The organism is Treponema primitia (assembly GCF_046533075.1).
GTDB classification, from domain to species: domain Bacteria; phylum Spirochaetota; class Spirochaetia; order Treponematales; family Breznakiellaceae; genus Termitinema; species Termitinema primitia_B.
In genome coordinates this window covers 1-19,779 of sequence record NZ_JAJQRB010000056.1, presented here as the reverse complement: position 1 = coordinate 19,779, position 19,779 = coordinate 1, and the positions used below count along the sequence as shown (strand labels likewise).

The following is a 19,779-nucleotide window of genomic DNA, read 5'->3' as shown; positions in this document are numbered from 1 at the left end:
CCCTCTGTGATCTCTGTGTTCTTCCCTCTGTGATCTCTGTGTTCTTCCCTCTGTGATCTCTGTGTTCTTCCCTCTGTGTCCTCTGCGGTTTTCCCTCTGTGATCTCTGCGGTTTTCCCTCTGTGATCTCTGCGGTTTTCCCTCTGTGTCCTCTGTGTTCTTCCCTCTGGGTCCTCTGTGTTCTTCCCTCTGTGATCTCTGTGTTCTTCCCTCTGTGATCTCTGCGGTTTTCCCTCTGGGTCCTATGTTAAATTTTGGTTAAAATGAGAGCGGGCGCTGTTTTTTGGACATTACTATATTTACCTAATTCCCATAAGCCGGAAGCTTACTTCGATACACTTATCCATTTCCAGGGGCTTTGACAGATGGGCGTCCATGCCGCTGGCGAGGGCCTTGTCGATATCATCCTTAAAGGCATTGGCGGTTAGGGCTACGATTGGTACGGTTTTGGCATCCGCCCTGTCCATGGCGCGGATGGCGGCGGTGGCCTCATAGCCGTCCATGTTGGGCATCTGTACATCCATATAAATTATGTCGTAGTAATGCTCCGCAGATTCCCGGAATTTTTTTACCGCCATAAGACCGTCTTCCGCTTCATCAAAACCAAGGCCGGTAAATTCAAACAGATTTACTGCGATGATACGGTTTATCTCCACGTCGTCCACCAGGAGGGCCCGCTTGCCCGCAAGGCGGTTCTCGGTGTTCTGCAGACTCAGCTCTTCCTCAGTCTGGGCTGCCTCGTCGGGGAAGGAGAGGCTGAAACTAAAGGCGCTTCCCTTTCCTTCGGCGCTTTGCAGGGTAATATCCCCCCCAAAGAGCTGCACAATACTTTTACTAATCGCTAATCCCAGACCGGTTCCGCCGTATTTTTTGGATGTCTGTACCGAGGCCTGTTCAAAGGGCTTAAACAGGGACTTCTGGTCTTCCTCGGATATGCCGATTCCGTTATCCCGGACCGTGAACTCCAGCAGGGTTCTGCCCGCATGCTTTTCTTTTTCAGTAATACTGAATTCTATTTTACCGCACTCGGGGGTAAATTTAACCGCGTTGCCCAGGAGATTGATCAATACCTGACGCAGCCGCAGGGGATCAAGCCTGAAGGATGCGGGCGGACTAAGCTCTAAACGGATATCAAAGGTGATATTTTTTTCGTCGCACCGGGGCTTGATGATGGTTTCTACGGTACGGACCAGTTTTTTTAGGTCCACCGCCTCATCGGAAAGTTCAATTTTGCCGGCCTCGATTTTTGAGAAATCCAGAATATCGTTGAGGAGTCCCAAAAGGTGCTGGGAGGAAGTTTCGATCTGCCGAAGGTTTGCCTGGATCTCCTCTGCGGCAGCTTCACCATCGCTGAGTTTCTTTTTTACAATTCCGGTCATACCGATGATGGCGTTCATGGGGGTTCGGATCTCGTGGCTCATCCGCGCCAGAAAATCTCCTTTATGCCGGTTCGCCGCATTTGCGTCTATCACCGCCTGTTCAAGATCGATCTGGGTTTGGCGTAATTCATTTTCAATGGCCACCCGGGCCGAAACATCCCGGGCAAAACCCAGTATCCCCACAGGATTTTTATCACCGTCGAAGATGGGGGTCCGCACCAGGTCCAAAATTTCCTCATGGCCGTCCGCAAAAACAAGATGCTCTTCCGAATATTGGGGTCTGCGGGATTCAATGACCTTTTGGTTCTGTTCCCGGATATTTGCAAGGCTTTCCAAAACGAATACATCCTCATCGGCCGCCCCCACTATCTCGTCAACAGTTTTACTCGTTGCGGCGGCAAACCGGGGATTTACCGCCAGGTACCGGCCCGCAATATCCTTATACCAGATAAGATCCGGGGAGGCGGAGAAAATCGTGTCTAACAGGGTTTTTTGTTCCTCGATCCTCTTCTGTTCCTCCACGATCTCGGTAACATCGGTTGTGGTGATGATATAGCCGATATTATTTCCGCCCTTATCGGTTAAATAGGAGGCGCTTCCCCGGACGTACTGTTTCGTATCAGACCGGTACATAACATCCGCTTCCCGGTCGTTGTGGAGGGCGATAACGGGATCGTAGGGTGAATCCGGGGGATAGATGCTGATATGGGCGTAGGGTTTCCCCTGGATATCGGAAAATGCTTTTTTCATGGTTGTAAGGCCTATATCATTTACATAAATGACGGCGCCGTCCATGCGGGTTATCACCAGGGCATCCTTCTCGCTGGACACGAGGCTTTCCGCCATATCGTCGAAGGAATCCATCAGGGTACCGATTTCATCCTTAGTCCGGGCATTGAACCGGAACTGCCGTTCTCCGGAACGGAATGTGGATATGCCCTTAATAATACTGGTGATGCTTCCGGTAAAAATTGATGCTATCCATATGGCGATAAGGACCACCAGGATGATCATGAGCCCCGCGGATACCACCAGTTTTACGGTGGTTTCCAGAAGATTTGCCTTAATGGCTTTGCCGGTTTCCTCGGCAGCGTTGGCGAGGTTCCGATCCGCATCGGCGATAACCCCGTCCAAAACTTCCTTGGTATCCAGGGCGGGACGCTGGAAATCTTCGAATCCCGCGCCGATGGCAACAAAGCCGAAGCCCCGTTTGGATTCACCGTAATGGCCCGTATAGTAGGGGATGGTAGCGGCGGTGGTAAGTTTCCAGAGCCCGCTCCAGAGTATGAGGAAGGAACCGGAGCCCCCTTCACTGGTCAGATCGAACCAGCCCGTACACTGGGGGGCGTTGTTAAGATAGCGGCCATCCAGGCCCACCAAACCCCGGGCGGTTAGTTCCGCTGCGGGTTTTTTTATCCGGGATTGATCTACGAATGTGGGCTGGTCTTTGATAAATTCGGTGTAGGATAAACCGCTTGTCAACCAGGAATGGTAGATACTTTCTTCCAGCCAGGGAACTTCGCTTTCCCCGGTTTCGGGATTGAAGCCTACGATGGAATGATGCCGGGGATGGCTGATGCTGCGGCACTTATAATCCCAGATAAAGGCGTAGTTGCCGTCGAAGGCGCTGGGCAATTCTATGTACCGCTCGTTCATGGGAGTGGTATGATCCGTAAATTCCATAATGTGATCATGATCCAGCGCCAGGGTTACATAGCCTGTTATACGGCCGTTCTGCACCACCGGTGTTGCCCAGCGTATAATACCCTGGAAACGTTTGCCATTGGGGTTTTCCTTCCCCGCGTAGGCTTCCTCTTCGGGCCGGAAATCCAGGCCCCGGGCTGCGGTGTTCTCCGGAGTATACATACCGATCACATGAGAGCGGACATAGGCGCCGATCACATCGGATACATAGATCTCTCCCGGTTTAAGGTTCTTTAACTCCGCAAAATAGGTTTCCGCCTTTACATAGGTATTCCGGCGATCCGCCACATTTTTCAGCGTGCGATCCATCCGTGGGGAAGTAGTTACCTTGATGAGTTCATTACCGGCAAGATCCACATAGGTCATTTCCAGGTAGAGGGGGCGCAGCTCGGCAGCAAAACTGTCGGGAGGCCGGTAGTGGAAGCTGGACTCGTTTTCTTTGATTGAGGAAACGACGGTTTTCTCCGGCCGGGGAGTTTCCCTGGGAACCCAGGATTTACCGTCCTCCGCCAGTTCCCATTCTCCCTTCTTTATCAGATTCCCCAGCTTATTGTCAACAAAATAACGGAACGCAGCCGGGTTTGGTTCAATCCCCGAAGCGTAAAGAATATCCCTATCCCGTTCGTAGAGAAAATCCGCTACCCGGCGGGCCATATCGGTGCTGGTCCGTTCTATCTGGGCTGTGGCCAGGTTGTTCAGAGCGGTCACCGAATCTTCCACCGCCATATCCCCGGTTTTTACCAGGGCTTCATTGGCCTGGACGGTTAATTCCTGGGTACGGCGGGTTAGCTCTTTCCCCAACGCCATTGCCTGTCCCCATGCCATGATGGTGAGCAATACCAGGGGAATAACTTTGATAATAACAAAAAGGATAATCAGCTTCGCCCGCATTCCCAGGCCAAGCTTGGAGAAAAGATTTCCCAGGGATACATTGAGAGAGTCAATTATCTTTTTCATATTAGTTTTCTATTCTGAAAAGCATTTTAAAGAATTTGATAATTCCATTCAAGATACGCCGGAAGAATCCGGGATTTCGGAGTTTGTTTATCTTTTTTGCAGCCTGGGTGATTTCTTCGGGAGTAAAATTTTGGCGCTGAAGATTTTCCTCAACCTCGTATTCCAGCTTTGAAAGGTTATCACTAATGTCCATTACCACGGCATTAATGGTTCTCCACCCCAGGTACCGCGCCGCTTCAAGCCGCCTGCCCCCGGCAATTAGCTGATTGCGGCTGTTAAGCACGATTGGGCTCATCTGACCAAAATGTTTCATACTCTCCGCCAGGGAGGGAATATTTCCCATTTCTTTCCGTACCCGTTTTTTTACAATAATTTCATCCAAAGGGACCTGCACCAAACTACCTCATATACAATATACCATTTTAAAAGAATTTAATCGAGCAGGGGATTATAATCCGGAAGTTCCAGCCCGAATTCCTCATCCGAGATGATGGGGTTGCTCCGGGTATTTCGGGGAGAACCATCGGAAGCATCCGTTTCGGCCTGTTGCAGCGCAGTTCCCCGGGCCGGGGAGGGTGTTCGGGAGGGTACTACTGGTCTTGCCGGGGCCGTCCGGGGATTAGTACGGTTTCCGCTGCGATTCGAGGCAGGCCGGTTTACCGGTTCCGGCCGCTGCAGTTCCGGCGGAAGCAGATCCAGGCGCAGTTCCGGCAGCTTCAGTTCTCCCAGCAGGGTATTGCTGTCCATAAGCAGGGTATCCAAACGCATTCCCTCCAGGTTTACCTGATTTGCCCTGGCGGCGACGCCATCGTGCTGATCGCAGTACCGGGTCGGCTGGGTTCCTTCCAGGAAGGGCATGGTTACATCCCCGGGGCAGCCCGGCGTTTTCAACAGCCCCGACTTGGTACAGACCGTTACATCGATGATCCCCGTGGAGGGTTTGACAAAGTCCTTGAGGGGCAGGCCCTGGTGGATCTCCCGCATAAAGTCCGCCCAAACCGGACCTGCCAGGGTGGACCCCGTGAGGTTTACCCCCAGGGAGTTGCCCGGTTTGTCGAAGCCGAACCAGATGGCGGTGGTATAGTAGGGGGAGTAGCCCACGGTCCAGGCGTCGGACCAGTTCTGGGGGGTACCGGTTTTCCCCGCCATGGGCATACGGAACCGTTTGTCCTGCTCATCCCTAAAGGTAAATTTTGCCCCCCATTCGGAGGGGGCATAGAGGGTTCCCATTTCCACGGTTTTTTTTAGCAAACTGGTCATCACATAGGCGTTTTGGGGGCTGATAACCTGAGCATCGCTGCCCATACGCCGCTGCCGGAGCCGTACTTCCCGTTCCGTATCTAATACGACCCGGCCATTCCGGTCTTCCACCGCGCGGATGGCGATGGGAGAAACATCCCGGCCCTGGTTGGCAAAAACCGCGAAGGCCCGGGCCATTTGCAAAGGCGCCGCAGAGATGATGCCCAGCCCCAGGGGATAGACCCGGGGGAAGGTCCGCCGTATTACCGCGGGATCGCTTATACCCAACAGGGTTGCCGCCCGGTCTATGGCGGCGTCGAAGCCGATGGCGTCCAGAACCTTGAGAGAAGGTACGTTCATGGAATTAGCCAGGGCATCGTAGAGTAATACCGAACCCTTCCATTCGCCCCGGAAATTCAGGGGGATGTAGGGGGTACCGTCCTCGTTATGGAACACGATGGGCAGATCGTAGATCAAAGAGGTGGGGGTAAAGATTCGGGAATCGATGGCCGCGGAATAGTACAGGGGCTTAAAGGAACTTCCCGGCTGGATATTTCCCTGGGTTGCCCGGATAAGCTGGTTGGATTCGTCGTACTTGGAACCGCCGATCAGGGCGGTGATATAGCCGGTTTCATTTTCGATGGAAATCAGGGCGCCTTCCACCACATTTTTTTCGGTGTTAGTTTTAAGCTCCGCAAAGGCACTGGCGGTCATGACCTTTAGGTCCTGGATGCCAAACATGAGGGCGGCCATATCCGCCACCGGATTAAGGGTCTTTGTATACCGGGAGAGGGCTTTCTGTTTATTCTGGGCCTCTGATGAAGCATGGATATCGCCCAGGTCAAAGAAAAGGGAAAGCATATCGATTACCGGCACGTAGGTCCTTTCCGCCTCGGTGAACCGGTTGGAACTGGACCGGGAATACTCCTTATTCGCCTTTGCCAGCCCCTGTTCCATAAACTTAGCCGCCGCCGCCTGGTGGCGCAGGTCCAGGGTGGTGAGCACCGTGTAGCCGTCCCGGTAGTAGTCCATGGTGCCGTACATCATGCTATCCAATTCCCGGCGGACATATTCGCTGAACCAGGGAGCAGCGTCCTCCCGGCTATAGTAGGCGGATGTTGAAGCCCGGGTATAATCGTAGTTATCCCAATAGGCGTTGAAGGAGGCGTCCGCTTCTTCACGGGTGGTATAGCCAAACTCGATCATCCGGTCCAGTACCGAACGCTGACGGTCCCGGGCGAGATTGGGATTATCCAGGGGGTTGTACCGTGACGGGCTGGAAAGCTGGATCACCAGGATAGCCGCCTCCGCCAGGGTAATTTCCCGGGCGCTGTGCCCAAAGAAGTACTTGCTTGCCGCCTCCACTCCGTAAGTACCGGGCCCCATATACATATAATTAAGGTAGATTTCGAGAATTTCGTTTTTGGTATACCGCCGCTCCATCTGGAGGGACCACCAAAGTTCCCGGATTTTCCGGGTATAGGAGTATTCGGTACGGTCGGTGTAAAGGGTCCCCGCCACCTGCTGGGTTATGGTGGACCCTCCCCCCAGGGGCTTGCCGATAAGTTTTCCCATGGCTGCCCGGGCGATACCCCGGATACTGAAGCCCTTATGGTTATAAAAATCCGGATCTTCCCGCGCCAGGACCGCATAGATCAGGTGCCGGGGCAGTTCACTCAGGGAAACCATCTCCCGTTTTTCATCCGCAGAAAATTCAGTAATCAGTTCCCCGTTGATATCCATGATCTTGGTGGGCAGGGCGGGGGCAAATTCGACAAAATTTTCCTGATTTTTGATATTATTGGTTTCCGCCAGGGAAAGGCCCAGGCTGACGCCGATTACTACCGCAGCCAGTATCGTTAGAGCTGCAAAAATGCGAATTAGGACGTAGGCTCTCATGTTATTTTAGGGTAGGGAATGGGGAGGGGTTTGTCAAGCAATCTCTCGCATATATCTTTCGCAAAAACGGGCGGGTACGGGGGTGTGCCGGGCGCTCGCATGCTTGTAGAATTCACTTACGGAGCCCCTTCGGGTCTCCTCCAGTGAGGAATTCCAAATATGCGAGCGTCCGGCACACCCCCGTACCCGCCCGCCTTTGTGGGGGTATACGGGAGAATGCTTGGTGGGGGGGCGCTTAACGATATGCTAAACTAAGTTTTCTGCCTTTTCTTGCTTAATGTGCATAAATCTATGATCTTGAAATGTAGGTAAAAGCACCGTAGTTCAGGGGTAACGCAGAGGTGCGGGCATCTAATTTCCGTCTTTACTTTAACTGTAAAAGGGGGTATAATTTAACCTATGTAAAAACGCCTTTTTAAATATAACAGCGGCAAATATACAGGATGAGGAGTATTAAATATGGATCATCATGAATTTGAAAATGATAGTAGACATTTGGAAAACGGAGATTCTTTTTACAAGTCTGTTAGTATAACCTTTGACGATAATCGTATTAGTTTTGGAACTTATATTTGTGATTCGTATAAAAACGGCTCTGAACACGAAATTGAGGATTATTATTACGTTAATTCAACTGATTATGACAAATTATTGAAAGTGTTTCAAAATTCTATTGGTGAAATAGATTTTCAAAATCTAAAAGAAGAAAACAAAAGCTTTTATCTTAAAATGGAAGATGCTTTAAGAAAAAATATTTTTAAATATATAGCCTTTATATATGAGACAAAAGATATAGATTATCTTATTTCAATATTAAAAGAAAATGATATTAAATTTGAAAGGAGTTATTGGCCTTCATGGAGGTAAAATGATATACAAAATAAATAAGATGTACTAATATTACGAACAGTTTTTTAAGGAGATGGGTATGGCGTTTTTAAAAAATCGGAAAATTTCGAGTAGAGTTTTCATTATCATGGTAGTGTTTTTTTCTCTCGGTGGTATTGTTCCTGTTTTTTCCCAGCAAATATTGGCAACTTACGGGATTGGCGGTCAATTCATGGATTATGAAAGACATATTTTTGGTGGTGGTGGATTTGAACCATTAGCAAAAGGAATGACATGGAATGTAAATGTTTTATTTATAGGAAAAACAGGTTTCACCGTATCAACTGAAATCGATATAGTTTCTGATTTTCAAACTGCCGTATTATTTGACCCGGTGATTGGTTCGGGATATGTTTATTATAATAAATATTTTGTGGGAGCTATTTTTAATGTAATGCCAAAATCCGTAATATATTTTGATGCACCTACTTCTTTTGATCAATGGGGTACCCAAGAGCGGGCTGATTTTTTTATGGTTCCTACTTTAGTTGGCGGATATGATTTTGGAAATATTTTAATAAGCGGACAATTGTCATATATGCGTGGAGTCATATCCGGTGTAAATGGATTAAAATTTTCAATAGGTGTGGGGATAAATGCGGGAAATGTATTTCGCTAAGCGAGCCTTTTCTCAGCAAGCCCTAATTATTTCTATATTTCAAAACATAATGACGCGCTTGTCTCCATAGCATTGGTAATATATTCGGCTACTTTTACGTGGACAGGGTGCTTTAAATATACCGGCAAATCTTCAGCTGAAGCAAATTTGTTGATTAGAATTATATCATAAGTTGATTTACCTGAATTTACATCGACCTCCACCTGGCTGTCAATAAGAACGGGGATATTTCCTTTCAAACTTCGTAATATATTTACTGCGTTATTGATACTTTCCTGATCACGATTTTTTAATTTTATAATCAAATTATTAACGATCATATTCCATTCTCCTTTAATTTTTTTTCGATAAAAGTTTGAGTGTTTTCGTGGCGATTTCCTGCCCGTTCACTACTAAAGTTATCTTATGTTCCCCCGGATAATGCCGTCGGGTAGTTAAGTCGACCCAACGGTGTAGACGGGTTCCTGAAATAGAAAGACCTCCTTCTATCGTTTTGTCTGATATCAAAAAGGCCTTGTGTGATATATGCCCATTTGCTTTTACAAAATCAATACCATATTCAATGCGGATATGTATAGGCTTGCCTAAACGTACCGTCAAATTATACCGTATTTCTCCACTGTCCCCAATGTGTAATTTCTGCGGCTGTAAGGATAAGGACACCCCGGAAACAAGCGGGTCTTTAACCGAAGGACTTGCATAGTTAAAAAGCTTTAAGGCCTGAGAATTCGCTTTTTTGACAAGTGTACGGCACCCGCGCCGGATAATCCAATCAGTATTAGGACTTACCCCTTTCCAACGTTTAGCCGTTGAAAGTACCATGTCCGGGTTATCCTTGGAGATATCATTCAGGTTATTGGCCACACTTTTTCGTACATACAATGAGGAATCATCTTTTAATAATTCTAATATGGCAAATACCGGAGCCGGATCTTTTTTAAATACCGGAAGTGATTCACCCCAGGGTAGGCGGGGCCTGCATCCCTCGCTTGACAGCCTCCTTACATGTTCATTGGAGTTTTTTGCCCAAGCCTTCATTTGCTTCATAACCTTTTTGGGGTCTTTTAAAATAAAAGACCGTATAGCAAATTCCGCAGAAGATTTTTGGGTAAAATATTCCAGAGTTTGCATTGATAGTTCCCAGTTTTTTTCTTCAAGGCCGTAAAAAGCCACAAAATCAGGGAAAATCAGATACGGGAAACCAACACAGTTATCCGCAATACCGGATAATATCTGTATTGCCTTTTTGTATGAACCGGGTAATAAAGGGCCTAGCGATTTGGTGATTTTTCGCATCCGTGCTTTAAGCGGCAGATTATTCCATTCTTTATCCATTACCACATCAATAAAAATGGCGGTATTAAAAGGTTTATACACGGATTGTATCTTGGAGCCAAAGTCCGATAAAAATTCCCGATTATAAATATCTTTTAATAATACCGCCATAACAACCTTTATATTCTTTCCTCTGGTTTTTAACCGTTTTTGCGGTTATGCCATTAATATACAAGCCTTAACATGACTACATTATGTCATGTTATAAATATTTTTATATTTTTTCAGATTATTTTTCAACTTATTTATAACTTGGTCACGTACATTAGCAGGCTCCATTACTTCAACGGCGGATCCCAAAGAGAGGATAAAATCAACCAGCCAGGGGCCTCCCGGCAGAGTTGTTTTTACGGTAAATGTCTCATCCGCATTTTTAATAATGCTATCGGGGTTAAAGGTATCAAAAGCCTTATAAGCTCCATCGGAGGTAAACCGCAGACAAATTGCTATTTTTTTCTCTTGTATCTTTTCCTTGTCGGCTTCTATTCCATCATCTGAAATTTTATGGATAAATGGATCTATGGTTTTTTTAATGTTTACCATACGGGATATTTTAAATGTCCTTATTTCTTCCCTTTTTAAGCAAAATGCGTGTAAATACCACGCACTATTTTTGAAAAAAAGTTTTATTGGTTCAACTTTTCGTAGGCTTTTCTCGCCAAAAGAATTATAATATTCAAAACTTATAATTTTTTGACCGATGATAGCATCTTTTAGCGTACTAAATTGATCATTCCTGTTTTTATGATTCCCCCAGGAAGAAAAATCAACCTCTATCCAGTTATAATCCTTTTTGTTAAATAAACCGCTTAACTTTGAAAGAACAATGTCAACTTCCGGGTACTCTGTTGCCTGAAAACCCTGTAACGCAAAAAGTATTTCCTGTTGCTCCTGATCGGATAAGAGGGATTTATTTAACACATAATTATCAAGCAGGGTTATACCGCCTCCTTTTCCCTGTGTTGCATATATGGGTATATTGGCTGATGTTAGAACCTCAACATCACGATATATGGTCCGTATCGAAACCTCAAAACGTTTGGCCAGTTCTCTGGCGGTTATTACCCGTTTATTGAGTAGAATATAGACAATCTCAAACAATCTATGGATTTGCATAAAATCACCTCGCAAAGAGTATATCACATAACTTGACAACAGTCCATGAAGCCGCAGCATGGAACAAGTCAAGAAATACAGGGACAAACAAAATTAATATATCAAGCCGATAGACTTAGCGGGGCAATTAATTACATTAAAAATTACCGTTATAGAGGAATAAAAAATGCGTTACTGTATATAACGAATTTGCTGGAAAAAATATTGAAACAGTAAAACTACCATGATATAATACGACATTATGGCGTGGTAAAATCCTTATATCATTTTAAGGGTAAAAATGCAAGCTATTTTTCCCTTTCTTTAAAAATATAAAAACGTACGAAAATCTGTATAAAGTATTGACCTAATCAAAATATGGTACTATATTAAGTATAAGGGGTATATTATGATAGATTTAGTTCAGAATATTAAGCCAATTTCTTATGTAAAGGCCCATACTACAGAAGTTGTTAGGAACGTAGGAGAAACGAAATCTCCTATAATAATAACACAAAATGGCGAGGCAAAAGCGGTAATTATCGATATTGATAGCTATCAAAGGACATTAAACGCTATAAATTTGGCAAAATTATTGAGTTTTAGTGAAATTGATATAAAGAATGGTAATGTTGTAACCCATGAAAACGCAAAAAAACGTTTTGAAAAAACATTGGGTAGAAAATGAAATGCGAGAAATTATTTGGGCAAAACATGGTGCAAATGCCTTTGATGATATTTTAAAATATATCATAGAAAATTCCGGACCAATTAATGCAAATAAAGTATATGATGAGATCATGGCTAAGATTGAATTATTAAAATCTGAGAGAGTTACAACCAGAAAATCACAAGAATTATCGGAAATTGGTATTAATGATGTTTTTGAAATAAATGCAAGACCTTGGAAAATATATTATAAAATATTAAATGGCAATAAATTAATATCAATACAATATGTATTGGACACAAGAAGAAATATAGAAGAAGTATTATTAAATTTGGTAATAGAAAATAAGATATAAAGAAAAATTGTACTTCGCATAACGAAAAGGGCGGTGGATGATCGGACGGAAAACGGACAGTATGAGATTAAGCTTTTTGGGGAAAATATAATTATTTCTATAATTTCAACATAATGACGTATTGAGTATCTCATCCCGCCCTGTTACACTGTTCCTTTGTAAGGCCGGGGTCCTTTCGCCTAAAATCCGCCTTTCCCATTTGGAGGGCTATTTATGAAGAAAAGTATTCTTCTCTCCGTTCTTGCGTATGGCCTGTTATGTTGCGCCGCTGTATTCAGCGTTGCCTGCGTGTCCGGGCCGGACCACGCGGTGGCGGGCCTCTTGAGCTTTGACGAAGCCATGACCGGCGCGGTGGCGGTGGTTGAGGCCAAGGTGCAGGGCGGTATGGAAATCGTTATTGCCAAAATCGACACGCCTTTAGCCGATCTTTCCTCCTTTTTAAACGAAGAGTTGGGCGGCCGTTTCGACGCCACCCGCAAACTTAAAATTTTTGCACAGGGACAGACACTACAAGCCACGGACGACGCATCAGCCGTGGGTTTCGGCCTCTATGTGGGGGCCAAGGTGGTTATCACTGGAGCCTTTGAGCGCTTCGCCGACTTCAGCCAGTTCCGGCTGCGGGCATTAGATGTGGAAACTTCTCAGGTGCTTGCAACGTATTCAGCGCGGATAAACAATGCCGACAAAATACTGGCAAATCTAACCGTGCCCCTGAACAGTGTAAAGGCGGCCCGAGTTACGGAAGATGCCCTTGCCCGATTTAACCAGGGTAAAGACCTCTATGCCGAAGGCCAACTGGATGAGGCAATCAGGGAATTTGACCGGGCAATTGCCATAAGCAAGGAATTAACTGAAGGATACTTTTATCGCGGAAATGCGTATTTCGACCGAGGCGACCTTGATCGGGCTATTGCGGACTATACTGCCGCCATCAGGATCAATCCCAACTATGCCTTTGCCTTTTACAACCGTGGCAATGTGTATTTCGACCAAGGCGACCTTGACCGGGCCATTGCGGACTATACCGCTGCTCTCAGGATCAATCCCAACAATGACGACATTTTGGATAACCGGGGCCTTGCGTATGGCAACAAAGGCGATTATGACCGGGCTATTGCGGACCATACCGCCGCGCTCATTCTCAATCCCAATCATACTAACGCCCTTTTCAACCGTGGACTTGCGTATACCGACAAAGGCGATCTTGACCGGGCTATCACAGACTGGGAAGCGGTGCTGCGGATCAATCCCAACCATGCCAAAGCCAAGCAAAATCTCGAAATAGCCCGGCGGCAACGGGGACGATAGTTAATTATAGAAGAAACTACCGTAATAGTGTAAGATAATTCCTGTTCGGAGGTCCATTGTGAAGAAGCGTTTCTTGCGTTCTGCCCGTGTACTTGGCCTGTTGCTTTGCGCCGCTGTATTCAGCGTTGCCTGCGTGTCCGGGCCGGACCCCGCGGTGACGGGCCTCTTGAGCTTTGACGAAGCCATGACCGGCGCGGTGGCGGTGGTTGAGGCCAAGGTGCAGGGCAACACGGAAATTGTCATCGCCAAAATCGCTACGCCTTTGGACGATCTTTCCGATTTTCTGGGTGAAGAACTGGGCGACCATTTCGGTTCCGGTGGAACATTAACTGTCCTTGCCCGTGGTCAGACCCTGCAAGCCGTGGACGAGGAGCATCAGTTCCAGATGTCCGGCATGGTAGACGACGCGTCAGCCGTGGGCATCGGCCACTATGTGGGGGCCAAAGTGGCCATCACTGGGTCCTTCGACCGCTTCGCCGACTTCAGCCAGTTCCGGCTGCGGGCCATAGATGTAGAAACCTCGCGGGTTCTTGCGACCTATTCCGTACGGTTGAATAACGCCGACAGGGTGCTGGCAAACGTGACTGCGTCGCTGGCAAACATGGCGGCAGTCCGTGTTTCGGAAGATGTTCTTGCCTATTATAACCGAGGCAGGGACCTCTTTGCCGAAGGAAAATATGATGAGGCAATCGGGGAATTTGACCGGGCCTTGGCCATAAACAAGGATTTAAGCGAAGGGTATTATTTTCGCGGCACCGCATATAACAATAAGGGCGACTATGAGCGGGGTATCGCGGACCTTACTGCCGCCCTCGCGCTCAATCCGAACTATGGCTATGCCTTAAACAACCGCGGCTTTGCGTATGACGAGAAGGGCGACCGCGACCGGGCTATCGCGGACTATACCGCCGCCCTCGCGCTCAATCCAAACCATTTCATACCCTTACACAACCGCGGTACTGCGTATGCAGAGAAAGGCGACTATGATCGGGCTATCGCGGATTATACCGCCGTACTTGTTCTCAATCCCAACTTTTACGAAGCCTTAAACAACCGCGGCTATGTGTATAACAACAAGGGCGACTACGACCGAGCCATCGCGGACTGTAACGCTGCGCTCGCTCTCAATCCGCGCAATGACATAGCCTTAAACAACCGCGGCCTTGCGTATAACAACAAGGGTGACTACGACCAAGCCATCGCGGACTGTAACGACGCCATCGCTCTCAATCCCCGCAATGCCGAAGCCCTGAACAACCGCGGCCTTGCGTATAATAACAAGGGTGACTACGACCGGGCCATCGCGGACTATAACGCCGCCCTCGCTCTCAACCCGAACTTAGCCTTGACTTTAAACAACCGCGGCCTTACGTATATGAATAAAAGTGATTATGACCGGGCCTTCGCGGACTATAACGCCGCCCTCGCTCTCAATCCGAACTTAGCCTTGGCGTTAAACAACCGCGGTTTTGCGTATTTCTATAAGGGTGATCTCGACAGGGCCGGCGAGGATTTTGAAGCGGCGCTGCGAATTGACCCAAACAATGCCCCTGCAAAGAGTAATCTTGAATTAGTCCGGCGGCGGCGGAGATAGTAAATCACTAATGCTAAAATAGGAAGTGACCATGAAAGTTAAAATCTTGTTAATGTTCATTCTCGTTGGTATCTTGGCGACCGCCTGTACAAAAGAAAAACCGGAAACAACAGTACAGGCTAAAGCAGGGGAGAAGAGTGTAGAGGTAGAAATTGAAACTCCCGCAGCGGATGCGCAGCCGGCGGAACCGGCGGCTCCAAAACCGGCGGCTCCAAAACCGGCCTCCGTACCGGCGGCGGCAGTTTTGACGGAAACACAAAGGGCTGAACAGTTTACGAAAGCGGGTGATGACTATTTTAAGCAAAGTAAATATCAGGAAGCCATTGACGCCTATTCTGAGGCAATTCAAATTAATCCGAAGGATACGGATGTCTTATACAACCGCGGCCTTGCATATCACAACAAAGGTGATAATGATCGGGCTATCGCGGACTATACCGCCGCTCTCAGGATCAATCCCAACGCGGCCGATGCCTTATACAACCGTGGTAATGCCTATGACGACAAAGGCGATTATAACCGGGCCATCGCGGACTATACCGCCGCTATAGGAATCAATCCCAACTTTGACGGCGCTTTAAACAACCGCGGCCTTGCATATTACAAAAAAGGCGATAATGACCGGGCTATCGCAGACTATAACGCCGCCCTTAGGATCAATCCCAACAATGTCAATGCCTTACTCGGCCGCGGCATTGTGTATGGTAACAATGGCGATAATGACCGGGCCATCGCAGACTATACCGCTGCCCTCAGGATCAATCCCAACTATGCCGGCGCCTTCCACAACCGCGGTTTTGCGTATAAGAACAAAGGCGATAATGACCGGGCCATCGCGGACTATACTGCCGCTCTCAGGATCAATCCGAACTATACCGAAGCTTTAGTCTTCCGCGGCATTGCGTATGGCGAAAAAGAGGATTATGATCGGGAACGCGCGGACTACAACGCCGCCCTTAGGATCAATCCTAACTATGCATACGCCTTCCACAACCGGGGCTTTTCGTATTACTATGAAGGCGATCTTGATCGGGCCATTGCTGACTGGGAAGCGGCATTGCGGATCGATCCAAACGATGCTGATTCAAAGAATAATCTCGAAATAGCCCGGCGGGAGCGGGGGCGGTAGAAAAAATGGAAGATAATATATTACCCGATCCCAATGTAGTATTCCCTGTACCTGATATAAAAACAGTTGTTTATATAAAACCGACGATTAAAAATAAAAATATTACCGTAGGGGATTTTACTTATTTTAGTGATAGTGATTTTGAAAGCCATGTAACCCATTTTTATGAATTTTATAATGACAAATTAATTATTGGAAAATTTTGTCAAATAGCCGCAGGCGTGGAATTTATTATGAATGGGGCAAATCATCAAATGGACTGTGTTTCAACTTTTCCGTTTTACATTTTTGAAAAATGGAATGAAAATGTACCTTCATTAGATAAATTCCCATTAAAAGGGGATACAATAATTGGAAATGATGTATGGATAGGACAAAATTCAACAATATTACCCGGCGTGAAAATTGGAGATGGGGTAATAATTGGAACCAAAAGCGTTGTAGGAAGTAATATTGAACCATATTCAATAGCAGCCGGAAATCCGGCAAAAATTATTCGAAAAAGATTCGATGATGAACTAATAGAAATACTGTTAAAATTAAAATGGTGGGATTTACCGTTAGGGGAAATAAATAAATTGATACCAATCTTACATAATAACAATTTAGAGTATGTAAAAGAAGCATTGAAGAAGATTGTAAAATAAAAAGTAATTGGTAAAAGGCATTCCAAACTAGGTTGACGCCAATTACTACCGCTGCCGGTATTGTTAGAGCTGCATTAATGAAAGCCAACTTTTGCTTGACTTTATCCCATGGTATACCTTATCATAATGATACTGATAGCTGTATAGTGCGAAAACCTGATATAGGGGTATCGAAATGGAGAAATCAAAATTAAGTCTCGAAATGGAGAAATTGATAGAAGAGAACACGGCGTTGAAAGAGGCAAACAAACTATTGTTAGACCTTGTTGACAATTATGATAAGGAATTAAACATTACCGCCGGTGTGTTGACCCAAACAACGGAAAAATTGAATGAAGCAATGGATTTTATTGACAAAATTACGGCCAATGACGGTCAAATTGATGCGATATAAGGACCCAGCCGGCGTTTGTAACAAGGGTTTAAGCAAAAAAAGGACCGGCGGAAACCGCCGGCCCTGCCCTTGAGGCATGTCGGAAATATAGTGATTTGGGAGGGGAACTATAGGTCCGACATCTTTAATATCGGTTATTTCCGCCAGGACTTAAGATATTTCAATCGCCTTCGGAAATAGATACATCCACAGCCAGGGCAACCCGGTAGGTTTTCCCCCGTTGTATGGTGATTGGCTTGACCACAGAGTAATCGCTCATCTGGAAACGTACCTCGTGGAGTCCCGGTTCCGTTGTTATGGGCTGCCGGCCGTTATCCACCGCTTCGTTGTCAAAAAATATCAGCGTTTTGTCCGGAGCTTCGAAATAAACCAGGGGGGTGGTGTCCTGAAGGGTAATGCTCAGGTCCAGGATCTTTCCCCGCTCTACGAGGAAACGGCGGTTTTCATTCCGGTAGTCGTCGGAGATAATCACCAACTGATGTTCCCCTTCCTTTAAAAGCCGGATTTCCCGGGGCCGTTCCACCACTTCGTCATCAACGAGTACCGTAAAAGGCCGCCGGGGGAGTTGTTCCGGATTCCGGATGGCTATCCGTACCGCCCCCTCATCGCTGAATATGGGTTTGGCGCTGAGCCTGAAGGGCATGGTTTCGACTTCCTCGCCGAGGTCTTTGATAGCCGGCAGGATTCTGAACAGGATGGGGAAGGATTCCGGGGGTACTATCCCGGTTGGAAGGGACGAATAGGGACTGGCCCGCATCCCGTGGTTTGAACGGATGGGGATCTGATAGATGATCTGGATTTTATTCGGAATAGGTTCCATGCTGATCTGCTGTGCATCCAGATTCGCCGTTCCGGCCTCGGGCGCCCGGTCAAGATTCGCGTAGAGCGCCAGGGCCAGGCTTCCCCGGTGGGCCATATAGGCCTGGGGTACGATGAGCTCCAGCTCAATCCCCTTAAAAAAACGGATCTCCCGATCCAGGGTAATCACCACCGAATCGGTATAGGAAAGGCTTATGGAATCGCCCCCGGGATTGTCCTGGGACACCAGGATGTTTCCGGCGTTCGATATATGCAGAGGTTCCGCCCTAAGCAGCTCCACGCCGCCGGGATGGGTGAGTAGGAAAAGGTACAGAAATGCCCGCCATGGGCGTATCATTTTGTAAATAACAGTCTCCCGGGATCCTGAGCTCTCCCATTTTGCCGCAACTCAAAGTGCAGATGAGGTCCTGTTGACTGACCGGTTGAACCGACTCTTCCTATAAGAGTACCGGATCGGACGTGACTTCGCAAGGCCGTTTCAAATTTTGATAGATGTCCATAGAGGCTGGCCCAGGTTTCCCCATGGCGGATAATGATATAGTTGCCGTAGATGGGGTCCGTACCCATTTCGATAACCTCCCCGTCCCGGGCGGCGTATACCTCGGTTCCTTCGGGGGCTGCCAAATCCAGCCCCTGGTGTACCCGGAAATTGCCCGTAACGGGGTTTACCCGGGGGCCGAAGGGGCTGCTGAGCCGGTAGGTCCGCAGGGGGTAGCGGAAACCGGTGTTCAGGAAAAAGGCCCGCTCGGTGGGGGAAAAATCCGCTCCGGGGATAAAGAGGAAACGCTCGGTTCCGCCGCTCCTGGTTACCGTGATGGGAATCCCTTCCTCCTGGGCCCTTCCGGTAAAGAGCAGCAATTCCAGGTCCGTTTCGGGCTTTTCGGGGATGAAGATGCCGTACATGGAAGGGAGGAGCAGGGTCGGCGCCCCGATAAAGCTATCCGGGTGGGGTATGTGGTTTAGGGTGGCCAGGGCTGCGTAGGGGATATTGCAGCGGGCCGCCAGGGTAAAGGCGTCGTCCCGGGGCCCGGGGTTATAGGCGTATACCGTAAGTACCCCCGCCAGGGACTCCGCCCCTTCTCCGGTACGTTCCCGGTTGTGGATACGCAGCCGGGCGGCCTCCACATCCGCAACGTACTGCCGAAAGGCCGTATCGGAACTGTCCAGCCGGGAAATCACCGGGAAAGGCTGTGCATCCTGGGCTGGGGTTTGCGGGGCGGAGAGGAGGAAGAGGATAGAAACCGTTTGGCCGAAAAAAAAGGCAAGGGTTACCCCTTGCCTTTTATACCGGAATTCGCGCTTATTCAGCCGCAATTGCTTCGGTAGGGCAGGCTGCGGCGCAGGAACCGCAATCCACACACTTGCCGGGATCGATCCAGCGGAGATTGTCTTTTTCGGAGATGGCCTCCGAGGGACATTCACTTTCGCAGGAACCGCAGTTCACACACGCGTCACTGATCTTATACGCCATATCACACCTCTCTAAATAAATTATTTATAAGATACAATATATTATCGGTTTTTTCAAGACAGGAATTCAAAATTCAACCACGGACCACACAGACCACACAGACAGAGACGATGCTTGGCGCCATTTTTGCTTTCTGAAGAAAAAAACGCAGAGGACGCAGAGGGAAGAACACAGAGGACACAGAGGGAAGAACACAGAGGACACAGAGGGAAGAACACAGAGGGAAGAACACAGAGGGAAGAACACAGAGGGAAGAACACAGAGGGAAGAACACAGAG

General features: G+C 47.6%; 18 protein-coding genes. 9 read left to right on the top strand and 9 right to left on the bottom strand.

Going from position 1 to position 19,779, the window contains the following annotated elements; genetic code table 11:
- Positions 1-298 precede the first annotated feature (298 nt).
- Genes LQZ19_RS11665 through LQZ19_RS11655 form a run of 3 tightly spaced genes read right to left on the bottom strand, consistent with a single transcriptional unit; the run spans position 299 to position 7,177 of the window.
- Positions 299-4,039 carry an ATP-binding protein gene (locus LQZ19_RS11665; RefSeq protein WP_411047841.1) on the bottom strand — a complete coding sequence of 1,247 codons (3,741 nt, stop codon included), beginning with the start codon at positions 4,037-4,039 and terminating at the stop codon, positions 299-301.
- Position 4,040: 1 nt separating this feature from the next.
- Positions 4,041-4,433, bottom strand: coding sequence for a ParB/RepB/Spo0J family partition protein (locus LQZ19_RS11660; RefSeq protein WP_411047840.1), 393 nt, complete (start codon positions 4,431-4,433; stop codon positions 4,041-4,043).
- A gap of 38 nt (positions 4,434-4,471) precedes the next feature.
- Positions 4,472-7,177, bottom strand: a complete 2,706-nt coding sequence (locus tag LQZ19_RS11655; RefSeq protein ID WP_411047839.1) for a penicillin-binding protein 1A — start codon at positions 7,175-7,177, stop codon at positions 4,472-4,474.
- A 459-nt stretch (positions 7,178-7,636) separates the two neighbouring features.
- On the opposite strand from LQZ19_RS11655, the gene LQZ19_RS11650 reads away from it, so the two are divergent.
- The gene (locus LQZ19_RS11650) at positions 7,637-8,044 is read left to right on the top strand and encodes a hypothetical protein (RefSeq protein WP_411047838.1); all 408 of its coding nucleotides are present in this window, start codon (positions 7,637-7,639) and stop codon (positions 8,042-8,044) included.
- A 61-nt stretch (positions 8,045-8,105) separates the two neighbouring features.
- Positions 8,106-8,684 carry a hypothetical protein gene (locus tag LQZ19_RS11645; protein ID WP_411047837.1) on the top strand — a complete coding sequence of 193 codons (579 nt, stop codon included), beginning with the start codon at positions 8,106-8,108 and terminating at the stop codon, positions 8,682-8,684.
- Positions 8,685-8,716: 32 nt separating this feature from the next.
- Here the strand turns inward: LQZ19_RS11645 and LQZ19_RS11640 are convergent, their stop codons facing one another.
- The 3 genes from LQZ19_RS11640 to LQZ19_RS11630 all read right to left on the bottom strand — a co-directional run bounded on the left by LQZ19_RS11640 (position 8,717) and on the right by LQZ19_RS11630 (position 11,135).
- On the bottom strand, positions 8,717-9,004 hold the full coding sequence (locus LQZ19_RS11640; protein ID WP_411047836.1) for a Dabb family protein: 288 nt from the start codon (positions 9,002-9,004) through the stop codon (positions 8,717-8,719).
- A gap of 13 nt (positions 9,005-9,017) precedes the next feature.
- Entirely contained in the window at positions 9,018-10,130 is a 1,113-nt protein-coding gene (locus tag LQZ19_RS11635) for a DNA alkylation repair protein (RefSeq protein WP_411047835.1), read from the bottom strand.
- A gap of 81 nt (positions 10,131-10,211) precedes the next feature.
- Entirely contained in the window at positions 10,212-11,135 is a 924-nt protein-coding gene (locus LQZ19_RS11630) for a helix-turn-helix transcriptional regulator (protein WP_411047834.1), read from the bottom strand.
- A 388-nt stretch (positions 11,136-11,523) separates the two neighbouring features.
- Between LQZ19_RS11630 and LQZ19_RS11625 the strand changes: the two genes are divergently transcribed.
- From LQZ19_RS11625 to LQZ19_RS11595, 7 genes are all read left to right on the top strand, one after another.
- Positions 11,524-11,802: a type II toxin-antitoxin system Phd/YefM family antitoxin gene (locus tag LQZ19_RS11625; RefSeq protein ID WP_411047833.1), complete on the top strand. Its 279-nt coding sequence runs from the start codon at positions 11,524-11,526 to the stop codon at positions 11,800-11,802.
- On the top strand, positions 11,756-12,139 hold the full coding sequence (locus LQZ19_RS11620; protein WP_411047832.1) for a type II toxin-antitoxin system RelE/ParE family toxin: 384 nt from the start codon (positions 11,756-11,758) through the stop codon (positions 12,137-12,139). The genes LQZ19_RS11625 and LQZ19_RS11620 overlap by 47 nt, the downstream gene beginning before the upstream one ends.
- A gap of 213 nt (positions 12,140-12,352) precedes the next feature.
- The gene (locus tag LQZ19_RS11615) at positions 12,353-13,447 is read left to right on the top strand and encodes a tetratricopeptide repeat protein (RefSeq protein ID WP_411047831.1); all 1,095 of its coding nucleotides are present in this window, start codon (positions 12,353-12,355) and stop codon (positions 13,445-13,447) included.
- A 58-nt stretch (positions 13,448-13,505) separates the two neighbouring features.
- The gene (locus LQZ19_RS11610) at positions 13,506-15,041 is read left to right on the top strand and encodes a tetratricopeptide repeat protein (RefSeq protein WP_411047830.1); all 1,536 of its coding nucleotides are present in this window, start codon (positions 13,506-13,508) and stop codon (positions 15,039-15,041) included.
- A 31-nt stretch (positions 15,042-15,072) separates the two neighbouring features.
- Positions 15,073-16,170, top strand: a complete 1,098-nt coding sequence (locus LQZ19_RS11605; protein ID WP_411047829.1) for a tetratricopeptide repeat protein — start codon at positions 15,073-15,075, stop codon at positions 16,168-16,170.
- 5 nt (positions 16,171-16,175) lie between these two features.
- Positions 16,176-16,817, top strand: a complete 642-nt coding sequence (locus tag LQZ19_RS11600; RefSeq protein ID WP_411047828.1) for a CatB-related O-acetyltransferase — start codon at positions 16,176-16,178, stop codon at positions 16,815-16,817.
- A 175-nt stretch (positions 16,818-16,992) separates the two neighbouring features.
- On the top strand, positions 16,993-17,211 hold the full coding sequence (locus LQZ19_RS11595) for a hypothetical protein (RefSeq protein ID WP_411047827.1): 219 nt from the start codon (positions 16,993-16,995) through the stop codon (positions 17,209-17,211).
- Between the two features lie 160 nt (positions 17,212-17,371).
- On the opposite strand, the gene LQZ19_RS11590 is transcribed toward LQZ19_RS11595, so the two are convergent.
- From LQZ19_RS11590 to LQZ19_RS11580, 3 genes are read right to left on the bottom strand one after another with little or no spacing between them, the layout of a single operon-like run.
- Positions 17,372-18,367: a hypothetical protein gene (locus LQZ19_RS11590; RefSeq protein WP_411047826.1), complete on the bottom strand. Its 996-nt coding sequence runs from the start codon at positions 18,365-18,367 to the stop codon at positions 17,372-17,374.
- Positions 18,364-19,344: a M23 family metallopeptidase gene (locus LQZ19_RS11585; RefSeq protein WP_411047825.1), complete on the bottom strand. Its 981-nt coding sequence runs from the start codon at positions 19,342-19,344 to the stop codon at positions 18,364-18,366. The genes LQZ19_RS11590 and LQZ19_RS11585 overlap by 4 nt, the downstream gene beginning before the upstream one ends.
- The gene (locus LQZ19_RS11580; protein ID WP_411047824.1) at positions 19,331-19,501 is read right to left on the bottom strand and encodes a DUF362 domain-containing protein; all 171 of its coding nucleotides are present in this window, start codon (positions 19,499-19,501) and stop codon (positions 19,331-19,333) included. Before LQZ19_RS11580 ends, LQZ19_RS11585 begins: the two co-directional genes overlap by 14 nt.
- Between the last annotated feature and the right edge of the window lie 278 nt (positions 19,502-19,779).